General features: G+C 69.2%; 22 protein-coding genes. 11 read left to right on the plus strand and 11 right to left on the minus strand.

Annotated features, from left to right (window positions below; all coding sequences use genetic code 11):
• Window positions 1-55: 55 nt before the first annotated feature.
• On the minus strand, window positions 56-250 hold the full coding sequence (locus tag AB0L65_RS18120; RefSeq protein WP_364246475.1) for a hypothetical protein: 195 nt from the start codon (window positions 248-250) through the stop codon (window positions 56-58).
• Window positions 251-785: 535 nt separating this feature from the next.
• Between AB0L65_RS18120 and ettA the strand changes: the two genes are divergently transcribed.
• The gene (ettA, locus tag AB0L65_RS18125) at window positions 786-2,450 is read left to right on the plus strand and encodes an energy-dependent translational throttle protein EttA (RefSeq protein WP_364246477.1); all 1,665 of its coding nucleotides are present in this window, start codon (window positions 786-788) and stop codon (window positions 2,448-2,450) included.
• 415 nt (window positions 2,451-2,865) lie between these two features.
• On the opposite strand, the gene AB0L65_RS18130 is transcribed toward ettA, so the two are convergent.
• From AB0L65_RS18130 to AB0L65_RS18140, 3 genes are read right to left on the minus strand one after another with little or no spacing between them, the layout of a single operon-like run.
• Complete coding sequence (locus AB0L65_RS18130) at window positions 2,866-3,276, minus strand: hypothetical protein (protein WP_364246480.1); 411 nt, start codon at window positions 3,274-3,276, stop codon at window positions 2,866-2,868.
• A gap of 3 nt (window positions 3,277-3,279) precedes the next feature.
• Entirely contained in the window at window positions 3,280-4,227 is a 948-nt protein-coding gene (locus AB0L65_RS18135; protein WP_364246483.1) for a ribonucleotide-diphosphate reductase subunit beta, read from the minus strand.
• Window positions 4,224-5,540, minus strand: a complete 1,317-nt coding sequence (locus AB0L65_RS18140) for an MFS transporter (protein WP_363980780.1) — start codon at window positions 5,538-5,540, stop codon at window positions 4,224-4,226. Before AB0L65_RS18140 ends, AB0L65_RS18135 begins: the two co-directional genes overlap by 4 nt.
• 159 nt (window positions 5,541-5,699) lie before the next feature.
• On the opposite strand from AB0L65_RS18140, the gene AB0L65_RS18145 reads away from it, so the two are divergent.
• A complete protein-coding gene (locus AB0L65_RS18145) occupies window positions 5,700-6,215 on the plus strand; it encodes a VOC family protein (RefSeq protein WP_364246486.1) in 516 nt (171 codons plus the stop codon).
• A gap of 152 nt (window positions 6,216-6,367) precedes the next feature.
• On the opposite strand, the gene AB0L65_RS18150 is transcribed toward AB0L65_RS18145, so the two are convergent.
• Window positions 6,368-6,979, minus strand: coding sequence for a TetR/AcrR family transcriptional regulator (locus tag AB0L65_RS18150; RefSeq protein ID WP_364246489.1), 612 nt, complete (start codon window positions 6,977-6,979; stop codon window positions 6,368-6,370).
• 533 nt (window positions 6,980-7,512) lie between these two features.
• On the opposite strand from AB0L65_RS18150, the gene AB0L65_RS18155 reads away from it, so the two are divergent.
• A complete protein-coding gene (locus tag AB0L65_RS18155) occupies window positions 7,513-7,662 on the plus strand; it encodes a hypothetical protein (protein WP_364246491.1) in 150 nt (49 codons plus the stop codon).
• Window positions 7,659-7,811 (plus strand): hypothetical protein, encoded by a 153-nt coding sequence (locus tag AB0L65_RS18160; protein WP_364246494.1) that lies wholly within the window; start codon window positions 7,659-7,661, stop codon window positions 7,809-7,811. Before AB0L65_RS18155 ends, AB0L65_RS18160 begins: the two co-directional genes overlap by 4 nt.
• A 144-nt stretch (window positions 7,812-7,955) precedes the next feature.
• Here AB0L65_RS18160 and AB0L65_RS18165 read toward each other — a convergent pair whose 3' ends face one another.
• Entirely contained in the window at window positions 7,956-8,207 is a 252-nt protein-coding gene (locus AB0L65_RS18165) for an SCO4226 family nickel-binding protein (protein WP_350731592.1), read from the minus strand.
• Window positions 8,208-8,998: 791 nt separating this feature from the next.
• Between AB0L65_RS18165 and AB0L65_RS18170 the strand changes: the two genes are divergently transcribed.
• On the plus strand, window positions 8,999-9,370 hold the full coding sequence (locus AB0L65_RS18170; RefSeq protein WP_364246497.1) for a thioesterase family protein: 372 nt from the start codon (window positions 8,999-9,001) through the stop codon (window positions 9,368-9,370).
• A complete protein-coding gene (locus tag AB0L65_RS18175) occupies window positions 9,367-10,533 on the plus strand; it encodes an MFS transporter (RefSeq protein ID WP_364246500.1) in 1,167 nt (388 codons plus the stop codon). Before AB0L65_RS18170 ends, AB0L65_RS18175 begins: the two co-directional genes overlap by 4 nt.
• A 16-nt stretch (window positions 10,534-10,549) precedes the next feature.
• Here the strand turns inward: AB0L65_RS18175 and AB0L65_RS18180 are convergent, their stop codons facing one another.
• The 4 genes from AB0L65_RS18180 to AB0L65_RS18195 form a co-directional block, all read right to left on the minus strand.
• Complete coding sequence (locus AB0L65_RS18180; RefSeq protein ID WP_364246503.1) at window positions 10,550-12,058, minus strand: glycoside hydrolase family 13 protein; 1,509 nt, start codon at window positions 12,056-12,058, stop codon at window positions 10,550-10,552.
• A 17-nt stretch (window positions 12,059-12,075) separates the two neighbouring features.
• Window positions 12,076-12,456 (minus strand): globin, encoded by a 381-nt coding sequence (locus AB0L65_RS18185; protein WP_364246506.1) that lies wholly within the window; start codon window positions 12,454-12,456, stop codon window positions 12,076-12,078.
• A 9-nt stretch (window positions 12,457-12,465) separates the two neighbouring features.
• A complete protein-coding gene (locus tag AB0L65_RS18190) occupies window positions 12,466-13,299 on the minus strand; it encodes a mechanosensitive ion channel family protein (protein ID WP_364246509.1) in 834 nt (277 codons plus the stop codon).
• Between the two features lie 575 nt (window positions 13,300-13,874).
• On the minus strand, window positions 13,875-14,159 hold the full coding sequence (locus AB0L65_RS18195; protein ID WP_185067321.1) for a hypothetical protein: 285 nt from the start codon (window positions 14,157-14,159) through the stop codon (window positions 13,875-13,877).
• Between the two features lie 276 nt (window positions 14,160-14,435).
• Here AB0L65_RS18195 and AB0L65_RS18200 point away from each other — a divergent pair, with 276 nt between their 5' ends.
• The 5 genes from AB0L65_RS18200 to AB0L65_RS18220 all read left to right on the plus strand — a co-directional run bounded on the left by AB0L65_RS18200 (window position 14,436) and on the right by AB0L65_RS18220 (window position 20,374).
• The gene (locus AB0L65_RS18200) at window positions 14,436-15,977 is read left to right on the plus strand and encodes an XRE family transcriptional regulator (protein ID WP_364246512.1); all 1,542 of its coding nucleotides are present in this window, start codon (window positions 14,436-14,438) and stop codon (window positions 15,975-15,977) included.
• Window positions 15,974-16,462, plus strand: coding sequence for a GNAT family N-acetyltransferase (locus tag AB0L65_RS18205; RefSeq protein ID WP_363980757.1), 489 nt, complete (start codon window positions 15,974-15,976; stop codon window positions 16,460-16,462). The genes AB0L65_RS18200 and AB0L65_RS18205 overlap by 4 nt, the downstream gene beginning before the upstream one ends.
• A 297-nt stretch (window positions 16,463-16,759) precedes the next feature.
• Window positions 16,760-17,983, plus strand: coding sequence for a DMT family transporter (locus tag AB0L65_RS18210; RefSeq protein WP_364246515.1), 1,224 nt, complete (start codon window positions 16,760-16,762; stop codon window positions 17,981-17,983).
• 275 nt (window positions 17,984-18,258) lie between these two features.
• Window positions 18,259-19,890, plus strand: a complete 1,632-nt coding sequence (locus tag AB0L65_RS18215) for a tetratricopeptide repeat protein (RefSeq protein WP_364246518.1) — start codon at window positions 18,259-18,261, stop codon at window positions 19,888-19,890.
• Window positions 19,891-19,921: 31 nt separating this feature from the next.
• Window positions 19,922-20,374, plus strand: a complete 453-nt coding sequence (locus AB0L65_RS18220) for a hypothetical protein (RefSeq protein WP_364246521.1) — start codon at window positions 19,922-19,924, stop codon at window positions 20,372-20,374.
• Here the strand turns inward: AB0L65_RS18220 and AB0L65_RS18225 are convergent.
• Window positions 20,371-21,306 (minus strand): zinc-binding dehydrogenase, encoded by a 936-nt coding sequence (locus tag AB0L65_RS18225; RefSeq protein WP_364246524.1) that lies wholly within the window; start codon window positions 21,304-21,306, stop codon window positions 20,371-20,373. The two genes, AB0L65_RS18220 and AB0L65_RS18225, sit on opposite strands and share 4 nt — an antisense overlap.
• Between the last annotated feature and the right edge of the window lie 21 nt (window positions 21,307-21,327).

Here is a 21,327-nt window from a genome sequence, read left to right on the forward strand (position 1 = left end):
CGGCGGTCCCGTCCGCCTCACTGGGTGGGCTGCCGGCTCTGGCTGCGATGTCGGTTCAGCGGCCCCATTCGCCGCTCGACATTGGCGGCAGCGGCGAAAGCGCATGCTGTGTGCCGCAGCGCGCCATGCTCAGCACTGGAACTTCGATATCGGCCCGATCGCGCAGTTCTGCCGCGCACACGAGGTGCTTCATCCACACTGCGCTGATGTGGAGCGGGCTGGCATCCGGATCTCCTGTCAGATGCGCCACGACGGCGACCCGGCCGCGACGGCCACCTGCACGCCGCCTGGACCCCGGCGTTCGGCCCTGCCCCTGATGCCTTTGGCGCGGCGGACTCCTGGATCGAGGCCAAGCCGTTCCTGGTCAGCGGCCGCTGCGCGTTCGCCGAAACCGGAGCAGACCTCACGATCGTCTACCTCGACCGGCCCTACCACCCGTCGGTGCCGGCATCGCTGGCGGCAGCTCTGGAGGCGAGCCAACGCCACAGCTTTCTCGGCTGTGGGTTTCCGCGTTCCGTCAGTATGGCGAAACGCGGAAACCCCGGTTGCACTCGCTGCCCTGGCCGTCGCCAGTCAGTGACCACTGTGTTGCGACGACCCCTCGAAGGCACCCGTGTACGCCAGGGGTGCGGGCCGGCCGCGTGGGTGGCCGGCATCGGCTTCGGAATGCGCCCGTGTACGCCAGGGTCGGGCCGTGCGGTGGGCGTGGGGGTGCTGCCTGGTCTTTCGGGTCTTACCGGGAGGAGCGGCGGAAGCCTGGGTGGAGAGCCCCTAAGCTAGAGGGCATGCCGGAGTACATCTATACCCTGCAGCGCGTGCGCAAGGCGCACGGCGACAAGGTTGTCCTTGACGACGTCACGCTGTCGTTCCTGCCCGGAGCCAAGATCGGCGTTCTCGGCCCGAACGGCACCGGGAAGTCGACGCTGCTCCGGATGATGGCCGGCCTGGAGCAGCCGTCCAACGGTGATGCCAAGCTGATGCCGGGCTTCACGGTGGGCATGCTCCAGCAGGAGCCGCCGCTCAACGAGGAGAAGACCGTCCTCGGCAATGTGCAGGAGGGCGTCGCCGAGACGATGGCGATGCTCCAGCGCTACAACGAGATCGCCGAGCAGATGGCCACCGACTACAGCGACGAGCTGCTGGAGGAGATGGGCAAGCTCCAGGACCAGCTCGAGCACCGCAACGCGTGGGACCTCGACAGTCAGCTCGAGCAGGCCATGGACGCGCTGCGCTGCCCGCCGCCCGACGCCGAGGTGACGAAGCTGTCCGGTGGTGAGCGTCGCCGGGTCGCGCTGTGCAAGCTGCTCCTTGAGGCCCCCGACCTGCTGCTGCTCGACGAGCCCACCAACCACCTCGACGCCGAGAGCGTGCAGTGGCTGGAGCAGCACCTGGAGAAGTACGCCGGCACAGTGCTGGCCGTCACCCACGACCGCTACTTCCTCGACAACGTCGCAAACTGGATCCTGGAGCTCGACCGCGGCCGCGCGTACGCGTACGAGGGCAACTACTCCACCTACCTGGAGGCCAAGGCGCAGCGCCTCAAGGTCGAGGGGCAGAAGGACGTCAAGCGGAAGAAGCGTCTGGAGGACGAGCTCGAGTGGGTTCGGTCCAACCCGAAGGCCCGCCAGACCAAGAGCAAGGCCCGACTCCAGCGGTATGAGGAGATGGCGGCTGAGGCGGACAAGTTCCGCAAGCTGGACTTCGACGAGATCCAGATCCCGCCGGGCCCGCGTCTGGGCACCACGGTGATCACGTCCGACGTGCTGACGAAGGGCTTCGGCGATCGGCTGCTGATGGAGGGGCTGACGTTCGACCTGCCGCGTAACGGCATCGTCGGCATCATCGGCCCCAACGGCGTCGGCAAGACCACGCTGTTCCGCATGATCACCGGCAGCGAGACGCCTGACACCGGCTCGATCACGGTCGGTGACACGGTCAAGATCTCGTACGCCGACCAGAGCCGCGGCGGCATCGACCCGAACAAGAACGTCTGGGAGGTCGTCTCCGACGGGCTCGACCACATCAAGGTCGGCAACGTGGAGATGCCGTCCAGGGCGTACATCGCGGCGTTCGGGTTCAAGGGGCCTGACCAGCAGAAGAAGGCGGGGGTGCTGTCGGGCGGCGAGCGCAACCGGCTCAACCTCGCGCTCACCCTCAAGCAGGGTGGCAACGTCCTGCTGCTCGACGAGCCCACCAACGACCTCGACACCGAGACGCTGTCGTCGCTGGAGAACGCGCTGCTCGACTTCCCGGGCTGTGCGGTGATCACCTCGCACGACCGGTGGTTCCTCGACCGCATCGCCACCCACATCCTCGCGTGGGAGGAAGGCTCGAACTGGTTCTGGTTCGAGGGCAACTTCGCCGACTACGAGAAGAACAAGATCGAGCGGCTGGGCGCCGACGCCGCCCGCCCGCACCGCGTCACGTATCGGAAGCTCCACCGCGACTGAGCTGATCCGCACGCGCTCCGCCGTCCCGGAGGGAACCCCCTTCGTGTACGGCGGGGCGCGAGTGACATTGCCTGACGCACATGGCCGGTCGCCAAAACCGTCGACCGGCCGGATGGTGGACGAGTGCCGGGATCGTCGGCCGGCGTATGGATGCCGGGGCCGGCGATCAGCTCGTTGGGTGGCGGGTGCTGGGATCGTTGGGCGACGGACGGGTGCCAGGGCTGGCGATCAGCCCGGGGTCGGCGATCAGCTCGGTGGTGGACGGGCGCCGGGGCCGGTGGTCAACTCGGTGGCTGGCGGGTGCCGGGGCTGGCGATCAGCTCGGTGGCAGAGGGTCAGCCCGGTGGCGGACGGGGCCCGGGGACGTGATGGACGCGCCGGGCAAGAGGCCGCGCCGATCGGCCGCCGTGTTCGTTCAAGGCTCGACGGGGACCTGGGACAGAGCGGCGAGAGATTCCACGAAGAAGTAGATGAACCGGAAGAACGCCAGCACATCCCCGCGTTCCAGGCGCAACCCCCGATACATCACCACCCGTCCGGGATCGGCTCCCTCGCGCAGCTCCCGCCACGTCGCCTCCTCGGCCGCCAGCACATAGTCGGCGGCCGCCGGGTCGGAGGTGATCGCCGCTTCGGCGCACTTGCCGTCTTTCCAGGTCAGGACCAGGTAAGCCCCTGTCTCGCGTACGCCCAGCGCCCACGTGGCCGTGTAGCCGGCGCGGGCGCGGTCGATCCAGCTCCAGTACGACGGCAGTTTGCCCTCCTGAGGTGGCCCCGTGTCCACGGCGGCGCGGGCGGCTTCGGCCCATTCCGGGGTGAAGAAGCGCATGCGTCAGCCTCCGGCGAGCTCTGGTTCGATGCGGGCGACCATGTCCTGGATGTCCGGAGGGAGCGCGATGCCCACGTCCACCAGCTTCATGTGGAGCTGGCGGATCATGAGGCGCCTGACCTCCTCCGGCGACCAGCCCAGAGACTCGAGGGCGAGCCTGCGGCTGGTGGCGCTGTTCATGGCGAGGATCGTACGGAGCGTCTCGTGGATCTGGAGCAGCAGCCGCGGATCCTCCTGCACCGAGTCGCGCAGGAACCGCATCCCGAACTGCACGTGCCTGGCCTCGTCCCGGCACGTGGCCGTGAAGCCGGTGTAGTAGCCGGGCAGGAACCCCCGCTCCCGGCAGTACGTGAGCGTGATCTTCATGACGGAAAGAGCGAGCACGCCCTCGATCCACAGGAAGTACGTCGTGCCGTAGCGCACCCGGGCGGCGGGGTCTTCGGGGTCCTTCCGCAGTTCGTCGGCCTGGTAGGCGAGCAGCCCGAACGGCCCCACGAACGTCTCCGAGACGTGCTCGAACGACGCGTCCAGCACATCCTGCACCGAGTCGCCCGGCATGCCGACCACTTCGCGGTAGAAACGGTCGAAGAACACCGTGTGCCGGGCCTCGTCCTCGATCTGGCTGGACATGTAGATCTTGGACTCCTCGGACCCACCCAGCATGAACACCGGCAGCTCGACCTCCACCTGCCGCTCCCCATGGTGGAACCCGGCGGAGATCCCGACGAACGCGTCCCGTTCCTCCTGCGACATGCGCTCGCGCCAGTCGTCGATGTCCTGCGAGAAGTCCAGCTCGTAGACGTCCCACCGCTGGCGCAGGTAACGCTTGTACAGCTCGGTGTAGTCGGGCAGCCGCTTGAGGTCGCGGTGCACGTACGCGAGCACGTCGTCGATGTCGAGGTGACGGATCCCGCGCAGGTCGGAGCCGGCGACGTCGGGCAGTTCGGTCATCCTTCGGCCTCCCCGAGGGCGACTGTGACAGGCGTGCGGGCGGGGCGGCGCCACGGCCCGTTGAACATGACGATCGCAGGGATGAACAGAACAAGACACCCCAGCGCCACGAACAGCCACGTCTGCCAGTCCGTCGCCGCGACGACTCGCGGGATGACCAGCAGCCCGACCACCGCGATACCCTTGGTCAGGAACCCGAACAGCCCCCACGCCGTGCCCTGCAGCCGCGGGTCGGCGTCCTCGGCGTCCTCCGAGTAGTTGGCCATCCAGGGCGCGTACGCCACTCCGAGCGAGCCGCCGAGCAGCGCGCCGACCACCATGAGCGTGCCGGTCGAGACGTCTTCCTGACCCAGGGAGACGGCGAGGTAGGCGGTGACGAGGACGGCCGCGATGGTTCCGCCGAGGGAGAACGGCTTACGCAGCTGGGTCCGGTCGGACAGGCGGCCTGTTACGATCAGCGTGAGCAGATTGAGACTCCAGAACGCCGCCATGATCGTCGAAGCCTGAGCACTGCTGATACCGAGCGCATCGACCAGCATCGTCTGCCCGAAGAGCGACAGCGTGATGTAGAGCACCAGCCACAGCGAGATGCCGATGACGTGCGCCCAGATGTTCCGCCTGACGAAGAGCGAGCGCACGCGCGCCGGCCGTCCGAGATCCACCACCTGAGCCGCCGCCTGCTCGGTGTGCTGGATCCGGGCCCGCAGCTCGGGCGACAGGTCTGCGATGTTGAATGCGATGACCGCCGAAATGACGAGCGAGAAGCACCCCATGATGACGAACTGCGAGCGCCACGAATCGTTGAAGATCGGCAGAGTCCAGCCGGCGATGGCCGCGGCCAGGAAGTTCGCGCCGACGGGTCCCCACGTCCAGAAGCCGAATGCCTGAGCCCGCCCCAGGCGCGGTGAGAAGTCCCTGATCAGCGGCGCGGTGCTGGCCATGGCCACGCCGTCCACGAAGGCCAGCACGATCCGGGCGATCAGCAGGTCGCGCGGGTTGTGCACGAGCGTCATGGCGAAACAGCACACGGCCGTCAGGCCCATGAGCGGGATGAGCAGCCGCACCCGGCCGAGCCGGTCGGTGAGTCTGCCGCCCAGGATGGAGGCGATCGCCCCGGCCACCGCCGCGGCGCCCGAGACTGCGCCGTACGTGGCCAGCGACATGTGTAGATCTTTGAGGAGGAGGGGTACGACGGGTGCGATCTGTCCTTCGTAGGAGCCGATGAGGATGGCCAGCACGGCCATCGTGAGGATCTTCATGCGGCGGGCGCCGGTCGGGTATTCGTCGAGCTCGCGGACGTAGGACAGCCTCATGGCTTGCCTTTCTGTGGGCTGGACCCCCGTCAAGCGTTCTAGAAGCTTGCTCTAGAATTCATTTCTGTGATGTTGCTCCTCAGCATGCCCGTCGTCAAGGGTGAGATGCTCATCCCTGACTAGAATCCGATTCTAGGATCGCCTGGTGTAAGGAGTCGTGTGTTGGACCTTGAACTCGACGGCCTCGAAGTCTCCTTCGACCACACGGCCGTGGCCGCTCCCCGGATCAGGGACCTGTTGCCGATCTACCGCGACCTGCTCGGCGGCCGGCACCTGGGCGGCGGTGGCGACAACCGGGCCGTCGGTTTCCGCACGTTACAGCTCACCTATGCGAACGGCAGCAAGATCGAGCTCATGGAGCCTTTGGCCGGATCGACGTTCTTCGACAGCTTCTTCGAGCTCACCAGGGGGCGGGGCGGCGTCCACCACCTGAACTTCCACGTCGACGACCTGACGGCCGCGGTGGCCCTGCTGACCGACCGCGGCTACCGCCTGCATGGCCTCAACCAGGCGGATCCCCGCTGGCGCGAGGTCTTCCTGCACCCCAAGGAGGCCCACGGCGTCCTGATCCAACTGGCCCAGCCGGGTCCGCGCGAGCCGGGCGTCGTCCGGCCGACCTTGGAGGAGGTGCTGGCCGGCCGCGGGTGGAACGGCAACGGCGTACCCAGCCCTTGATGCCTTGGAGCTCACGGGAAGCCGTTCGGGACCGGCGAGGAAAATCCGGTGGGGCTGCGCAGGCAGCGGGAGGGCTTGCCCGCTTCGGCACGTTCGCTCCCGGCTCGTGTCGGGGCAAGGCGCGGATCGGAGCGCCAACCGCCAGGTCCCGGTTACCCCTCTTCGAGGACCTGGAGGGGGTCGAGGCGCCGGATCAGGGTCATCGCCGCCTCGATGACCTCCTGCGCCTCCTCCTCTGTGTCCGAGGTGGCGACCTCCCGGGCGGCCTCACCGATGATGCTGGTCAGCACGGCCACGGTGAACCGATCGAGTGGATCATCCCCGGCCCTCAGCAGCACCGCGTTCTGGCGTACCCACTCCCGCCCCCGCGTACGGCGGATCAGCTCGAACCCCGGCGGCCCGTCTCCATCGATGAAGAGCCGCACCAGATCGCGCCGGTCCCAGGCCCCCGCGAGGTACGCGCGAGCCCCGGCGATCAGCAGCTCGACGGGATCATCCACGCCCGCCTTCTTGGCCTTGGCCACACTGGCGGCCGACGCCTCCTCGTGCGCTGCCTGGTGATCTTCATACAGGGCCAGGAACAGCTCGGTCTTGCCCCCGAAGTGGTGGTAGAGGCTGCCGACACTGGAGCCGGCGCGGGCGACCACCTCGGAGACGCCGGCCTCGGCGAAGCCGTGCTCGCCGAAGACCTCGCGAGCCGCTTGCAGCATGGTTTTACGGGTCTGAGCCGTACGACTCCACTCCCACGAGGACTTGCGCGCCACGCAGCAGAGTATAGACCTGGACGATTCTAGAATCAGGTTCTTGACACCGCACAACAGCGATGGTCGGGGAGGCGGCTGACGGGCTTCCCACTCACCTCAAGATCCGCAAGTCCATGGGCAGACGATCTGGCCATTCAGCGGATGGTCGCCGCGGAGGAGGCGCAGGAGGTCATCGAGGCGGCGATGACCCTGATCCGGCGCCTCGACCCCCTCCAGGTCCTCGAAGAGGGGTAACCGGGACCTGGCGGTTGGCGTTCCCTGGTGAAGATCGAGGCGGCCAAGTGGCTGCCGCTGTACGCGACCGGGCGGGTGGGGGAGGGCATGGACGCCCGGCATGCCTCCTCGATCGACAGGCATGGGCGATGTGCGCGAGCGTCTCCATCTCTCGCGCCGACAGACGTGGTGGGCTCGCCTCGGAGGTCGGGGAATCGAGCTCGTTCTGCAGGATGTCGGCCAGCCCGGCCGACAGGTAGAAGGCACCGGACGCAACGGTGCGCACGGCGTTCACGATGAGCTCTGCGGGGGCGTCCTTGGTGACGTACCCGTTGGCGCCCGAGCGGATGACGACCAGCACGTCGGCGGGCCTGCCCGAGGCCGAGACGGCCAGGACCGTGGTGATCGCCGACAGCTCCCTGACCTCGATCGCCGGTGGACAGTGCAGGTCGAGGATCAGCACATCGTGAGCCAGGTCGGAGCCGTGCAGGTCGCCGATCCCCGAGCCTTGGAGCACGACTTCGAGGTCATCGAAGCGGTGAGGGAGGTACGCCGAGCCATGGCGGATGAGCTCGTGGTCGTCGATCACCGCGATGCGAATCACGTCGTGTTCCCCTGAGGGCTGTGAACGCGGCGGCATGCCGGTAAGGGTGAGCATGGGCTTGCAGGGCTGACGAGTCCCCTAAAGCACTACAGACTCAGTGCGAGATCATTTAGTAAGAATGGGCGACGGGCTGCCGCCCATTCTTACTGTCGTATCCGCCTACTCCACCTCGACCGGCAACTCGTAGATCTCCGTCGTGGGATGCCCGGCCTTCTCGTGTACGCGCAGCACCGCCTCCTTGGACGGCCCCGACGACAGGCAGAACACCTTGCCCGACTCGGGGTCGAGCCAGGCGCGCTCGAAGTGCACGCCCTCGGACTCCTCTATCGCCAGGTCGCGCTCATGCGCCGCACGCAACTGCTCCTCCGTGACCCCCACGAACCCGCTGTGCACGTCCATGAACTTCGCCATCGCGTCCTCTCCTCCTGCACCATCCGGTACGTCGTGTGCCCTCTGAGGAAAAGGCGTTCCATCGTGTGCCATCCCCGTGCCACCGCCACCCAACCGAACCGGCATCAGCCGAGCCCCCTCCAGGAGCGCCTACAGCCCCCGGCACATCAGCACCGCCACCCCATGAACGCCCACGGTCCCCCGACGCGGGTAATAGGCGGTCAGGTGGCGGGGAAACCGGGCGCTGAGGGGGTCGGACGCTGAGTGGGCCGGTGGTGGCAGGCCAAGCGATAGTTACGCTGAGTAATCGAAGCTGTCAGGGTGGGCGGTGGCCCGTGGATCTCCGTCACCCAGGGGGCGTGGTTCGCACGCCCCCTGGCAGGAGGCAGCTCCCGGTGCGGGCGTCCGCGCCTGGTCCCTTGTCTGGTGGACTTGCGCCCATGCCCGCGCCTGCGCCCATGCCCGCGCCTGCGCCCATGCCCGCGCCTGCGCCCATGCCCGCGCTCCGCGTTCCCGTGTCCGCTCCGCGTTCCCGTGTCCGTGCCCGCGCTCGTGTCCGTGCCCGCGCTCGTGTCGTGTCCGTGTCCGTGTCCGTGCCCGTGTCCGTGCCCGCGCCTGTGCTCGCGTCCATGCCTGTGCTCGATCCCCTGCCCGCCCCCGGGACGATCATCACGCGGCCTTTGACCAGCTCGCTCGTGCGACACCTCCGACCACGAGAAACAGACCTGACGCAAGGACAGCTGACCCGGGCGGGTACGGTGGCGGACGTGGTTGAACGCTCCCAAGCCCAGCGGCATATATACCTCCGAACGGTGAGATTTGCCGACATCGACTCCCAGGATCACGTGAACAACGTGCGCTTCCTCGACTATCTCGAGGACGCCCGCTTCGGCATGTTCCACATCGATCCGTACAACGCGGGCGAGGAGCCGTTCAAAGGGCTGGTGGTGACCCGCCACGAGATCGACTACCGCCGCCCCCTCGGCTTCCGTGCCGAGCCGGTGCGGGTCGAGACGTGGGTGACCGAGGTCAGGTCGGTGCGGTTCACGATTAAGTACGAGATCCTCGACGACAGCGACGTGTACGTCACCGCCACCTCGGTCCTCGCGGCCTACGACGTCGAGCGGGCGGCACCGCGCAGGCTCACCGAGAGCGAACTGGCCTATCTCAAACGCTTCTCGTGAAGCGGTGGTTGATGCTGGCGCTGGGTGTCAACGCGCACACCAGCGTCACCTTAGGACTGGGCGGACTGCCCCTGATCCTGCCCGAAATACAGCGACATTTCGAAGTTTCGTTGCCGGTCGCGGGGATCATCGCGAACGCCCCGGCCATCGGCATCCTGTTCGCGCTGGTCGCCTGGGGCGCGCTGGCCGACCGGCACGGCGAACGCGTCGTCCTGGGCACCGGCGTGGGCCTGGCGGCGGTGCTGTTCGCCGCGGTCGCGTTCGTCGACCGGACCTGGGCGGTGATCGCGCTGCTGGCCCTGGCGGGCGCGGCGGGCTCGGCCGCGCTGGTCGGCGGCGGGCGGATCGTGCTGCGCTGGTTCGAGCCGCCCGAGCGCGGCGTCGCGATGGGCGTGCGCCAGGTCTCCTTCACCCTCGGCATGGCCATCGGCGCCTTCGTCCTTCCGCCGGTCGCGCGGGCGCACGGCCTGCCCGGCGTGCTCGCCGTCTGCGCCGCCGTCAGCCTGCTGGCCGCCGTGCTGGCCGCGATCTTCCTGGCCGAGCCGCCGCGTACGATCTCCGCGCCGGGCAGCGCGCCGACGGGGACGCCGTACCGGCAGCCCGCGCTGTGGCGGGTGCACGCCACGAGCGCCCTGCACGTGGTGCCCCAGATGGTGGTCAGCACGTACGGCGTGACCTGCCTGGTGCACCTGTACGGCTGGGACAGCGTGGCGGCCGGGCAGTTGTTCGGGGTGGCGGCGATCGGCGGCGCGGCGGTGCGCATCGCGGTCGGGCGCTGGTCCGACAGGACCGGCCTGCGCATGCGGCCCCTGCTGCTCATCACCCTTGCCACTCTCGGCGTGCTGGTGCTGCTGGTCGTCGGCACGATCACCGGCGGCGAGTTCGGACCCGTCATGCTCGCCCTGGCCGCGGTGATGACCGTGGCCGGCAACGGGCTCGCCTATCTCGCCGCCGGCGAGCTGGCCGGACCCGCCTGGGCCGGCAGGGTGCTGGCCACCCACAACACCGTCCAGAACACCGTCTCCCTCGTCATCACGCCGCTCGCCGGCGTGCTGATCGAGCACGCCGGGTTCTGGGCGGGGTTCGCGGGCGGCCTGGCGTGCGCGCTGCTCTCGCTGTCCGTCATCCCCTTCCGCGGCGAGCGCTCGCGAAGGCATGACTAGCGCCGGAGCCACACCGCTATGACTCGCGCCGGAGCCACACCGCGGTGTCGGGCGGCAGCAGGTCACCCTTGAGCGGACCGCTCGACAGGAGCACGGTGTCGTGCTCGGGCAGGTGTACCGGCCGGAGCCCGCAGTTGATGGCGCAGGTCAGCGGGCCGCGGGTGAAGAAAAGCACACCTTCGGGTGAGTCCAGCCACTCCAAGGTATAAGGAATTGATCCGACCAGGTCACGGCGGCAGGCCAGGGCCCGGCGGTAGAACTCCAGCGTCGAGCCGGCGTCCCCTTCCTGCTTCTCCACGCTCAGCTCCGCGAACGTGGTCGGCTGCGGCAGCCACGGCTCCACCCCGCCGGGAGAGAACCCGTGAGAGGGCGGGTCCACCGTCCACGGGATCGGGACCCGGCACCCGTCGCGCCCGGGGAGCTCGCCCTTCGACTGGAAGAAGACGGGGTCCTGCCTGGCCTCGTCGGGCAGGTCGGTCACCTCGGGCAGCCCCAGCTCCTCGCCCTGGTAGAGGTAGGCGGACCCGGGCAGGGCCAGCATCGTCAGCAGCGCCGCCCTGGCCCGCGCGAGCCCCGTGCCGGGGTCGGCGGTCCCGTAGCGGGTGCGGTGGCGTACGACGTCGTGGTTGGACAGCACCCACGTGGCGAACGGCACGGCGGCCAGGGTGTCGTCGATCACCTTCTTGAACGCCGTCGGCGACCACGGCGCCTGCAGCCAGGCGAAGTTGAAGCTCTGGTGCAGCTCGTCCGGGCGTACGTAGCGGGCGAGGTCCTCGGAGCTGTCCGTCCACACCTCGCCCACGGCCATTCGCTCGCCCGGATAACCGTTCAGCAGCCGCCGCCAGGCGCGGTAGACGTCGTGCACCTCCGGCTGTCCCCACACCGGCGAGACCGACATGAACGACTGGTCGCCCACGTCGGGCAGCCCTTCGGCCTTGTAGAGCCCCATGGCCACGTCGATGCGGAACCCGTCGACGCCCCGGTCCAGCCAGAACCGCAGGATGTCCAGGAACTCGGCGTGCACCTCGGGATTGCGCCAGTCGAAGTCGGGCTGCCCGGGAGCGAACAGGTGCAGGTAGTACTGCCCGTCCGCCACCTTCGTCCAGGCGGGACCGCCGAACGTGGACTGCCAGTTGTTGGTGCTGTCGCGGAAGATGTAGCGGTCGCGCCGCTCGCCCCGCAGCGCCGCCTGGAACCAGGGATGCTCGGAGGAGCTGTGGTTGGGCACGATGTCGACCAGCACCCGCAACCCGTGCTCGTGCGCCTGCTCGACCAGCGACTCGAAGTCGGCCAGCGTGCCGAACAACGGATCGACACCCCGGTAGTCCGCCACGTCATAGCCGCCGTCGGCCATGGGGGAGGGGTAGAAAGGCGTCAGCCAGATGGCGTCGACCCCCAGCCGCCGAAGATACGGCAGGCGCTCGCGCACCCCGGCCAGATCGCCGACGCCGTCTCCCGAGGCGTCGGCGAAGCTGCGAACGTAGATCTCGTAGACGATGGCATCACGCCACCAGGGGATATCCATGTGGCGTGTCATGCCCGCTATGTCGGGGAGTTCACCAGGCTGTGGGCCGCGTAGACCAGATAGTCCCAGAGCTTGGTCGCCAGCTCTTCCGGCAGGTCGAGCGAGTCGACCGCGTCACGCATGTGCCGCAGCCAGGCGTCCCGCTCCGGCTCGCCGATCACGAACGGCATGTGCCGCATGCGCAGCCTCGGGTGGCCGCGCTGCTGGCTGTAGGTGTTGGGCCCGCCCCAGTACTGGACCAGGAAGCCTCGCAGCCGCTCTTCGGCGCCCTCGAAATCGGACTCCGGGTAGAGCGGCCGCAGCAACGGGTCTTCCGCGACGCCCTCGTAGAAACGGTGCACGAGGCGCCGGAAGGTCTCGTCGCCCCCGACGGCGTCGTAGAAGGAGGTCTCACTCACGTTCTCAGCCTATGCGGTGGCGACCATGGGGATGCCGGCGGAGTCGAGTGCGGACTTGACCCGGTACCTGAGCTCCCTGGACACCTCGGCCTGCGCCGAGGGCAGGGTCTTGGCGCTGATGCGGAACACCAGCGAGCTGTCGGACATCTGCTCGACGCCGTACACCTGCGGCTGCTCCACGATCTTGGTCTCGCGGAACTCGCCGTCGGCCCAGATCTCCTCGGCCACGTGCTCCAGGAGCACCCGGACGCTCATGATGTCCGCGTCGTAGGCCACCGGGACGTCCATGAAGGCGCGCGACCAGCCCTGCGACTCGTTGCCGACCCGGGTGATGGTGCCGTTGCGGACGTACCAGACGCGGCCGTCGAGGTCGCGCAGTCTGGTGACGCGCAGGGTCACCGCCTCGACCGTGCCGACCGCGGCGCCGGCGTCGATCACGTCGCCCACGCCGTACTGGTCTTCGAGCAGCATGAACATACCTGCGATGAAGTCCTTGACCAACTCCTGGGCGCCGAAGCCGATGGCCACGCCGAGGATGCCGACGCTGGTGAGCAGGGGTGCGATCGGGATCGTCAGCCGATCGAGCACGGTCAGCACCGCGGTGCCGAGGATGACGATCGAGGCGACGTGTTTGAGCACCGAGCCCATGGTCTCGGCGCGCTGCTTGCGGCGCTCGTGCAGCAGCGCGTCGATGCTGTCGGGCACCGCGTTCTTGCGGAACCTGCTGGTTATCGAACCACCCGTGGCCGCGCGGTTGACCACTCTCGTGATGACCCGGTGCGCGACTTTGCGAAGCACGATCGCGAGCACGAGGATCAGGACGATTGTGATCAGACTAGCCACCAAGGGCGCCCAGGTCGCATTCTGGAACATCCCGACAAGGGTAGAGCAAATACCCGCCGGGTCGTTCTCGCAGCTCCCAGCCATTTGCTGGGTCAACTTCTCGAAGTCCAACTGAGAAGCGGGCGGTTGCGACGCTGTCACCAGCAGTAACACTGGGTAGATCCCCCTCCGGAAGCGGTTCGGTCGGCTGCTTTGGACCGATTCGATCCAAAATACCGCCGACCGGACCGCCCGCCGTCACATCACGCCGGGGAAGACGGGGACGCCTGCTCTCTGGGCCGCGGAGGGAGAGAGCGGACGCTCCGATGACGGACGGCTCGGAACGGGACGCGCACCCGGAAGCGTGTCCTGTGCCGGTTCCGGGAGGGATCCCCCGAACACCCGCCCGGGAGGACCGGGCGGGTGGCTGTGGACAGGCACGGCATGCGAGACCGTGCCTGGGCCGGAACCGGCGGGGCGACCAAGGGCTCCGGCATACGGGAGTCCCTCCGCACCGGCCACCCCGCCGGCTCCGTTGACGCCGCCGTGGGTGCGGTGAGCCGTGGTGGCTGCGCTCCACCCGGGTCACCGCTTTGTCACTCGCCCACGGCGGCCAGTACGCGTGCGACCTTCGTGGCCGCTCCAGCCGGGTCGTCGGCCTTGTGCATCCGTTCACCCCAGGACCAGCAGTACCACCAGTCCGGTGCATCGGATGCGCTCGTCGACCGACAGGTGACGTTCTCCGACAGGCTGGTCGCGTTCGGGTTGATGACCCGTGCGAACATGCGCCCGCCCTGGGTCTGGACCACTCTCGCGAGCAACCCGTGAGCGTCGAGTTCGGATACGAGACGCTTCAGATGCTCGAAGTTGTCGTCCCCCACCTTTCGTCCCCTCCTTTTGGGAATCGGCTGGTGGGCCAAACATGGCTCATGTCAAGGGCGGGCGCAATGCCGCTTCCCCGGTCACGGGGAGTTGCTTCTCCCTCATGGGATGTAAGAAACAGTCCCTCGGAGGACGATCCTTATCCGTAGGCTTGATGCCGGGCGTTTTCAAGCTGGCGACATTGGTTCACACTCTTGGGTAGGCGCACAGCTACATGGACGCTACGCTGAGTCACCAGATATGGACCGGTCGAGACACGCGCGAGAGGGGCCGGGATGTCCGGCAGACAGCACAGGGAAACGGAGATCGCCAGGCGGATCAGAGCCAAGGGACTGGCCGCCGGGCGCACTTCGGCCCAGATAGCTGACGAGATCCATGAGCAGTGCACTCCGCAATTCGGCACCAGCCGCGTCAAATCCCACCGTCTTTCCTACGGCATCGCGCTGGCGGATGTCATCGAGCAGATCAGAGCCCTGTTCGAGCGTGACAACAAGGCGATGCCCGGCATCGGAGAGACCCTGCTGTCGGCCTACGAGAGCGGGCTCAAGCGCCCAGGACCCGAATACATGCACTACCTGTGCACGGTCTATCGGGTGGAGCCGCTGGAGCTCGGTTTCGACGGGCCGTGCATCTGCGGCCACGGGCACCGCACGCCGGGCGTGCAGCTGGGAGACAGCACCGAGCGGCCGTTAGCGCAGGCGGAGCGCGAGACCGGGTCGCCCCCGGAGCCCGAGACCGAGGCCGACGAGAACATCCTCCGGCGCACCATGCTCAACCTGCTCAACCCCGGGACCAGCGCCGCCACCGAGCTCGACGGGCCGGTGCTCGGCGCGTGCGAGGGCATCAGGCGCCGGATGGACGAGACGCTCGTCGCGGCCACGGTGTCTGCGGCGATGCTCGACCAGTGGGAAGAGGCCACGCAGAGCTTCGGCCGCCAGTACACGACGACGGCCCCGCTGCGCCTGCTGTGCGACGTGATGCTCGAGATGAGCGCCGTACGCGCGGCGCTGACCCACCGTCAGCCCATCGACCTGCACGACCGCCTTCTGCGGATGGCGGCCCAGCTGGCGGGGCTGAGCGGCATGATCATGATCAACCTCGGTGACCACCGGCTGGCCCGCTCCTTCTTCAGGACCGGACGCACCGCGGCCGACGAGACGGGCGACCGCGCACTGCGCGCGTGGATCACCGCCCGCGAGTCGCTCGTCCCGCTCTACTTCGGGGACGCCCGGGAGGCGCTCAACCTGGCGAAGAAGAGCCGCGACCTGGCCGGCACCATGCCCTGCCCCGCGCAGGCCATGGCACCGGTCGTCGAGGCGCGGGCGCTGGCCATGCTCTCGGGCGCCGAGAACAAGAAGGAGATCGTCGACCAGGCGAAACGCGCGCTGGCCAGGGCCAGGAACGCCTTCTCCCACATGCGGCCCGAGCACCAGGCGGACATGGCCTTCGGCTACACCGAGAAGCAGCTCTACTTCTACCAGGGTGACGTGCTGACCAAGCTCGGCCAGACCCTGGAGGCCGAAGTGGTGCTCGACCAGGCGCTGGAGAAGTACGAGGACCACATCCTCGACCAGACGCTGATCAGGCTCGACCAGGCCCAGTGCCGCATGATCGACGGGGAGTTCGACTCCGCGCTGGACATCGGCACCAGGGCGCTGCGGATGCTCGGCGACGAGTACATGACCGATTTCATCATGCGTCCCGCCCTGGCGCTCGAACAGGCGATCATGGCCCGTGACGCGAACAACTCGAAACTCGAGGAGTACAGGGCCGAACTGCGCCGGCCGAGGGTCCCGACGAAAGGCGGCGGTGCATGAACGTGGAGATCCGGCGCTATAGGTGGTCAGATCTCGACACCATCCTCGCACTCCACCGGATCTCCCTCGCCGAGGTGGGACTGGTGCCGGGCGACGGCGTCTACTACGACGACGACTTCCCGCGCATCCAGGAGATCTACCTGGGCTGCGGCGGTGACTTCCTGGTCGGCGAGGTGGACAAGCGGGTCGTCGCGATGGGCGGGCTGAAACCCGTCGACACGGCCACGGCCGAGATGTGCCGGCTGAGAGTGCACCCGGAGTTCCAGCGGCGCGGCTACGGTGCGGCCATGCTGCTCGCACTCGAACGGCGCGCGGTGGAGCTCGGCTTCGAACGCGTCAGAGGCGACACCACGCTCAACCAGGAGGCCGCCCTGGCGCTCTACGAGCGAGAGGGATGGCGCGAACTCTCCAGACAGCGGGTCGGCGACCACACTGTCGTCTACCTCGAAAAACGCCTGGCTCCTCCGGCGGTCATCGAGCTCTGAGGCTCCCGGCGTACGGCCCCACCCAACCCCTCCTGGGGCCGCCTTCTCCCCTTCCCGGTGATCTTCCCCGGGCTCCCGGCGTGACTTCACCGCCGACATTCCTTCCGTCACCCGCAGTACGCGACGACGCCGGTTCTGGCGTCCGCGGTATGGATGTACAAACCCGCGGGTGAGGCTCTTAACACCGAGGTGTAGAGGAACCTCACCGGCTGCTCCCTGTACATCAGTGGCTGCGAATAGTAGTGAGATGCTTTTGCCATGGCAGTCGTGCCCGCTCCCCGACCCCTCCTGGGAGCCGTGCTTCTGTTGTTCGTCAGCGCCGCTTGGGGGTCGGCGTTCCCGCTGATGAAAGATCTCATCCACCGGCTACCGGTGGAGGATCTGCTCGCCGAGCGCTACCTGATCGCCGCGCTCACCCTCCTCGTCATCAGGCCGCGCTGCCTTCGGGGGCTGCCGCGCAGGACCTGGATCTACGGGGTCGTTCTCGGGGTCATGTTCGGGGTCGGTCAGGCCGGTCAGGCCGTCGCGCTGCACGGCCTGCCGTCCTCGCTGTCGGGGTTCGCCGTCGGCTGCAGCGTGGTGATCACGCCCATCCTGGCGCTCGTCCTGTTCAAGGTGAGAGTGCCGCGCCGGATCTGGGCGGGGGTGGTGCTCGCGCTGGCCGGGATGACCGTGTTCACGCTGCTGAGGGGGATGGAGGACCACGAGGTCTCGGTGCCGGCGCTCGGGGTCACGCTGTTCGCCGCCGCCCTCTACTCCGGCCACACGCTGCTGCTGGCGCAGTTGTCCAAGCGGGGTGAGACCTTCCACGCGTACGCGCTGACGGTGATCCAGCTGTTCACCATCGGGCTGCTCACCGGGGTCGTCGCCGTCCGCGACGGGGTCGTGCTGCCGTCGGGAGGGTCCGACTGGCTGATCCTGGGGCACCTGGCCGTGGTGTCGTGCGCGCTGGGGTTCCTGGCCCGCTCGTACGGCCAGGCGCACGTCACGGCCGTGCCGAGCGCGATCCTCATGTCGTCGCAGCCGCTCTGGGTGGCCGCGATCTCGGTGATCTGGTTCCACGAGCCGATCGGCTGGGGCATGGTCGTCGGCGGGGGGTTGATGGCCGGCGCGATGCTGCTCGCGCTTCCCGCGAGGACCGCCGCGCTGGGAAAGGAGCGCACCCGCGCCAACCACGCCCTCCTCATCGTCGCCGCACGGGCGGCCAGGACGCTGGCCGACCTGAGGATCAAACGTGAGGATCCGCTGCCGCTCGGCGGCAGTCAGACGCCGTATCTCGACAGAGGGGCCTGTGTGAACGCTGAGACGTGTCCCTGGCACACGCGCTCGCTCAAGGGTGGCGGGGAGCCCAGCCTGGAGCGGCTGATCGAGCGCGCCACGATCATCGTCCGGGCGAGGAATCTGCCGGGGCCGGGGTGCTGCCGGTCGGTCACCCTGCTCGGCCGGTGCCTGTGCGATCTGATGGGGGAAGCCGAGCAGGCCCGGACGAAAGCCCTCCCACGTTGGTTTCGGTCCCAATAGCTTACTGGTGTCAATCAAAAGGCAACCGCTTTTTGCGGCGTAACCTCCCACTTATTCACCATAAATCTTGATATTCGGCGGGGCGCACTAATAATGGGAAAATAGCCCCAGTGGGAGAGGTATGTCATGAAGCGCATCATTGTCCGCAAGCCTGGAACCGCGAGGCTGGCGGGGACCTCCAGCGTCCTTCACAAGGGGTGACCGAGGCAAGGTCCCATCTCAGAGTTGAGGGCGAAGCACCCGCTCAATGGGGGGCCGTACGGCTGCTGACACCGTTGATCGACGGACATCGCCGGCCGCGCGGCCCCTACACTGTCGCCGCCGCCCTGCTGCGTCACCTGGTGCCGCAGGTTCTGGAACGGGACGGGGACCTGGTGGCGGCGCACGACATCGAGATCCGTGCCGCCGCGCCCGAACTGGCCCCTCTCGTATCGCTCCGGCGGGCCACGATCGACGCCGGGCTGCCTGAGGACGAGCGCATCCTCGTGCCCGCGCCCCGCCGTACGCTGCGGCTGGCCAACGGGCTCGCGGAGTTCTTCAGGGACGCCGTACGCCCCGGGCGGGCGATAGCCGTGTGCAACGGCGCCGAGGCCGACCCGACGGACACCGAGCTGCTGGACATCATGATGCGGCGGATCCCGCCGGACCTCCTCACGATCATGCTGTACTCCGGCGGCCCCGACCCGCCGCCCGACACCCGGAGCGCGGACGAGCTCTGGGCCCTGGTGGACCGGTGCATGCGCGACGGATTCCTGCACGCCGCCGCCGAGCTGGGGGAGCGCGGCATGGCGCGCACCGAGCCGGGCGGCGAGCACTGGTGGCGCTTCGCGCAGCGCACCGCGACCGCGCTGGGCGGCCTCGGCCGTACCGACGACGCCCAGGCGATCTGGGACGGGGTGCGCGCGGCCAGCCAGGATCCGGCGATGCACGCCGCCAGCGCGTACGGCACCGCCATGCTCGACGCCCGCCACCCCGACCCCGCACGCCGTGACCTGGGCCGGGCCCGGCGCTGGATCAACGAGGCCATCGCCATCTCCACCCTGCTGCCGGAGCCCCTGGACCGGGCGTTCAAGCTGGGCTTCGACCTCAACGGCCTGGCGCTGATCGAGCTGCGGCACGGCCGGCCGGGCGCGGCGCTGTCGCTGGTCGAGTCGGCCGTCGAGCTGGCGCGCGAGCTGCGGGAGCGGCATCCGCTGCACCGGATGGTGCTGCTGGCCAACCGGGCCCAGTTGCTGGCCGCGCTCGGTCACGTCAAGGAGGCGATGGAGGACTACGCGGCCGCGATCGCGCTGGACCCGGCCTTTCCCGACTACTACCTGGAGCGCGGGAACCTGCTGTTCAAGCTCGGGCGGCACGAGGAGGCGCTGGCCGACTTCGAACGGGCCATGCGGGCCGGGCCGCCGCTGCCCGAGGCGTACTACAACCGGGCGGAGCTGCACACCGTGCGGGGTGACACCGAGGAGGCGCTGGCCGACCTGGGACGGGTGATCGAGCTGGACCCGTCCTACCTGGACGCGTACATCAACCGGGCCGGGCTGCTGGCCGCGGCGGGCTGCGACGAGGAGGCCCTGGCCGACGTCGTGGCCGGGCTGGTCCTGGAGCCCGGCAACCCCCACCTGCTCACGGTGCTGGGGCAGCTGGAGACGGCGGCGGGGCGGCTGGCGGCGGCGGGGGAGGCGCTGGACCGCGCGGTGGAGCGCGCGCCCGGGCTCGCCGCCGCCTGGGGGAACCGGGGGGTGCTGCGGTATGCCGCCGGGGACCTGGAGGGGGCGGTCGAGGATCTGAGCCGGGCCATCGAGCTGCAGCCCGAGCCCGACCTGTACACCAACCGGGCCGTCGCCCTGCGCGCGCTCGGCCGCGCCGCCGAGGCCGACGCGGACGAGCGGCGGGCCGATCGCCTCTCCTGACGACCGCCTGCCGCGATGGGATTATTGGGTTATGCGGGGGCGAATGGGGCGGGCGGCCGCGGTGTGCGCCGCTCTGGGGGTGCTGTGGTGGGCCAGCGTGCGCCTGGCCTGGGCGGGCATCGGCTGCGAGGACTGGGGGTGCCTGGCACCCGCCGTCGGCGTCGTGGCGGTGATCACGCTGGCCCTGATCGCCGGGTTCGCGCTCGTGCTGGAGCGGGTGGACGTACGGCCGGGGCGGCGGGTGGCGCTGGTGGCGGGCGGGGTGCTGGTGGTGTTCAGGCTCGTCGGCGAGGCGCTGCCGTCGTGGACGTCCTCGCTCGCGCACGCGGTCACGGCCGGGGCGGTCTTCGCCGGGGCGGGGGCCGTGGCGGCGTTCGTGACGGAGCCGGGGGTGGCGCGGCGGTGGAAGGTGGTGACCGCGCTGGGGGTGGTCGCGCTGGTGCCTGCCGCGCTCGTCGTGTCGTGGGCGCGGTTCGGCGCCTAAACGGGCTTGATCATGAGCAGGCTCTTGCCGGTCACCGCGCGGGCCTCGATGGCGGCGTGCGCCTCGGCGGCCGACTCCAGGGGGTAGGTGGCGCCGACGGTCGGGCGCAGGCGTCCGGCGGCGGCCAGCGTCAGGGCCTCCCCGGCCAGCTCGCGCAGGTCCGTCCGCGGCCAGGCGACCGCCGTCACGCGCGGCTCCGGCGTGGTCATCGGACCGCCCGCCATGCCGTACACGCTCAACCTGCCGCCGTCCTTCAGCAGCCCCTGCGCCGCCGCGCCGACCTCGCCGCCGACCCCGTCGAAGACCAGGTCGAGGCCGCCCGTCGCGTCCCGTACGAGGTGGGTCCAGCCGGGGTCGGTGTAGTCGACCGTCAGCTCCGCGCCCAGGCTCGCCGCCAGGTCGCGCTTGGCGGCGCTGCTCGCCGCGCCCACCACGCGCGCGCCCGCGGCCGTGGCGAGCTGCACCAGCAGACTCCCCACGCCGCCGCCGGCCGCCTCGACCAGCACCCACTCCCCGGGCTTGGGTGCGGCGGCCCGCGCGAGGCCCACGGCGGTGCGCCCGTCCGCGAGCAGCGCCACCGCGAACTCGGGAGACAGGCCGCCGGGGATCGGGATCAGGTCGCCGGCGCTCGCCACCGCGAGCTCCGCGTATCCGCCGTAACCGCCGAGCGTGCTGACCACCGGCGTGCCGGTCAGCGCCGGGTCGACGCCTTCGCCGGTCGCGGCCACCGTCCCCGCGACGCCGTTGCCCAGGATCGCCGGCAGCTCGGCCTGCCGCGGCCCGCGGTTGGCGCGTACCTGTGTCTCCACGAACGTGATGCCCGCCACCGACACGTCCACCAGCACCTGCCCGGGCCCGGCCACCGGGTCCGGCACCTCCTCCACGACCAGCGCCTCCGGTCCGCCGTACCGCCTCAAGACCACCGCACGCATGATGAGCCCTTCTCTATCGGA

Source organism: Nonomuraea sp. NPDC052116, assembly GCF_040680035.1.
In the GTDB taxonomy this organism is placed as follows: Bacteria; Actinomycetota; Actinomycetes; order Streptosporangiales; family Streptosporangiaceae; genus Nonomuraea; species Nonomuraea angiospora_A.

What these genes read in the sequence shown, in the direction of transcription:
- AB0L65_RS18165 (WP_350731592.1), bottom strand. Translation starts at nt 8,207, where the DNA reads ATGGCGAAGTTCATGGACGTGCACAGCGGGTTCGTGGGGGTCACGGAG.
- AB0L65_RS18180 (WP_364246503.1), bottom strand. Translation starts at nt 12,058, where the DNA reads ATGGATATCCCCTGGTGGCGTGATGCCATCGTCTACGAGATCTACGTT.
- AB0L65_RS18140 (WP_363980780.1), bottom strand. Translation starts at nt 5,540, where the DNA reads ATGAGGCTGTCCTACGTCCGCGAGCTCGACGAATACCCGACCGGCGCC.
- AB0L65_RS18135 (WP_364246483.1), bottom strand. Translation starts at nt 4,227, where the DNA reads ATGACCGAACTGCCCGACGTCGCCGGCTCCGACCTGCGCGGGATCCGT.
- AB0L65_RS18130 (WP_364246480.1), bottom strand. Translation starts at nt 3,276, where the DNA reads ATGCGCTTCTTCACCCCGGAATGGGCCGAAGCCGCCCGCGCCGCCGTG.
- AB0L65_RS18205 (WP_363980757.1), top strand. Translation starts at nt 15,974, where the DNA reads ATGAACGTGGAGATCCGGCGCTATAGGTGGTCAGATCTCGACACCATC.
- AB0L65_RS18200 (WP_364246512.1), top strand. Translation starts at nt 14,436, where the DNA reads ATGTCCGGCAGACAGCACAGGGAAACGGAGATCGCCAGGCGGATCAGA.
- AB0L65_RS18225 (WP_364246524.1), bottom strand. Translation starts at nt 21,306, where the DNA reads ATGCGTGCGGTGGTCTTGAGGCGGTACGGCGGACCGGAGGCGCTGGTC.
- ettA (WP_364246477.1), top strand. Translation starts at nt 786, where the DNA reads ATGCCGGAGTACATCTATACCCTGCAGCGCGTGCGCAAGGCGCACGGC.
- AB0L65_RS18220 (WP_364246521.1), top strand. Translation starts at nt 19,922, where the DNA reads ATGCGGGGGCGAATGGGGCGGGCGGCCGCGGTGTGCGCCGCTCTGGGG.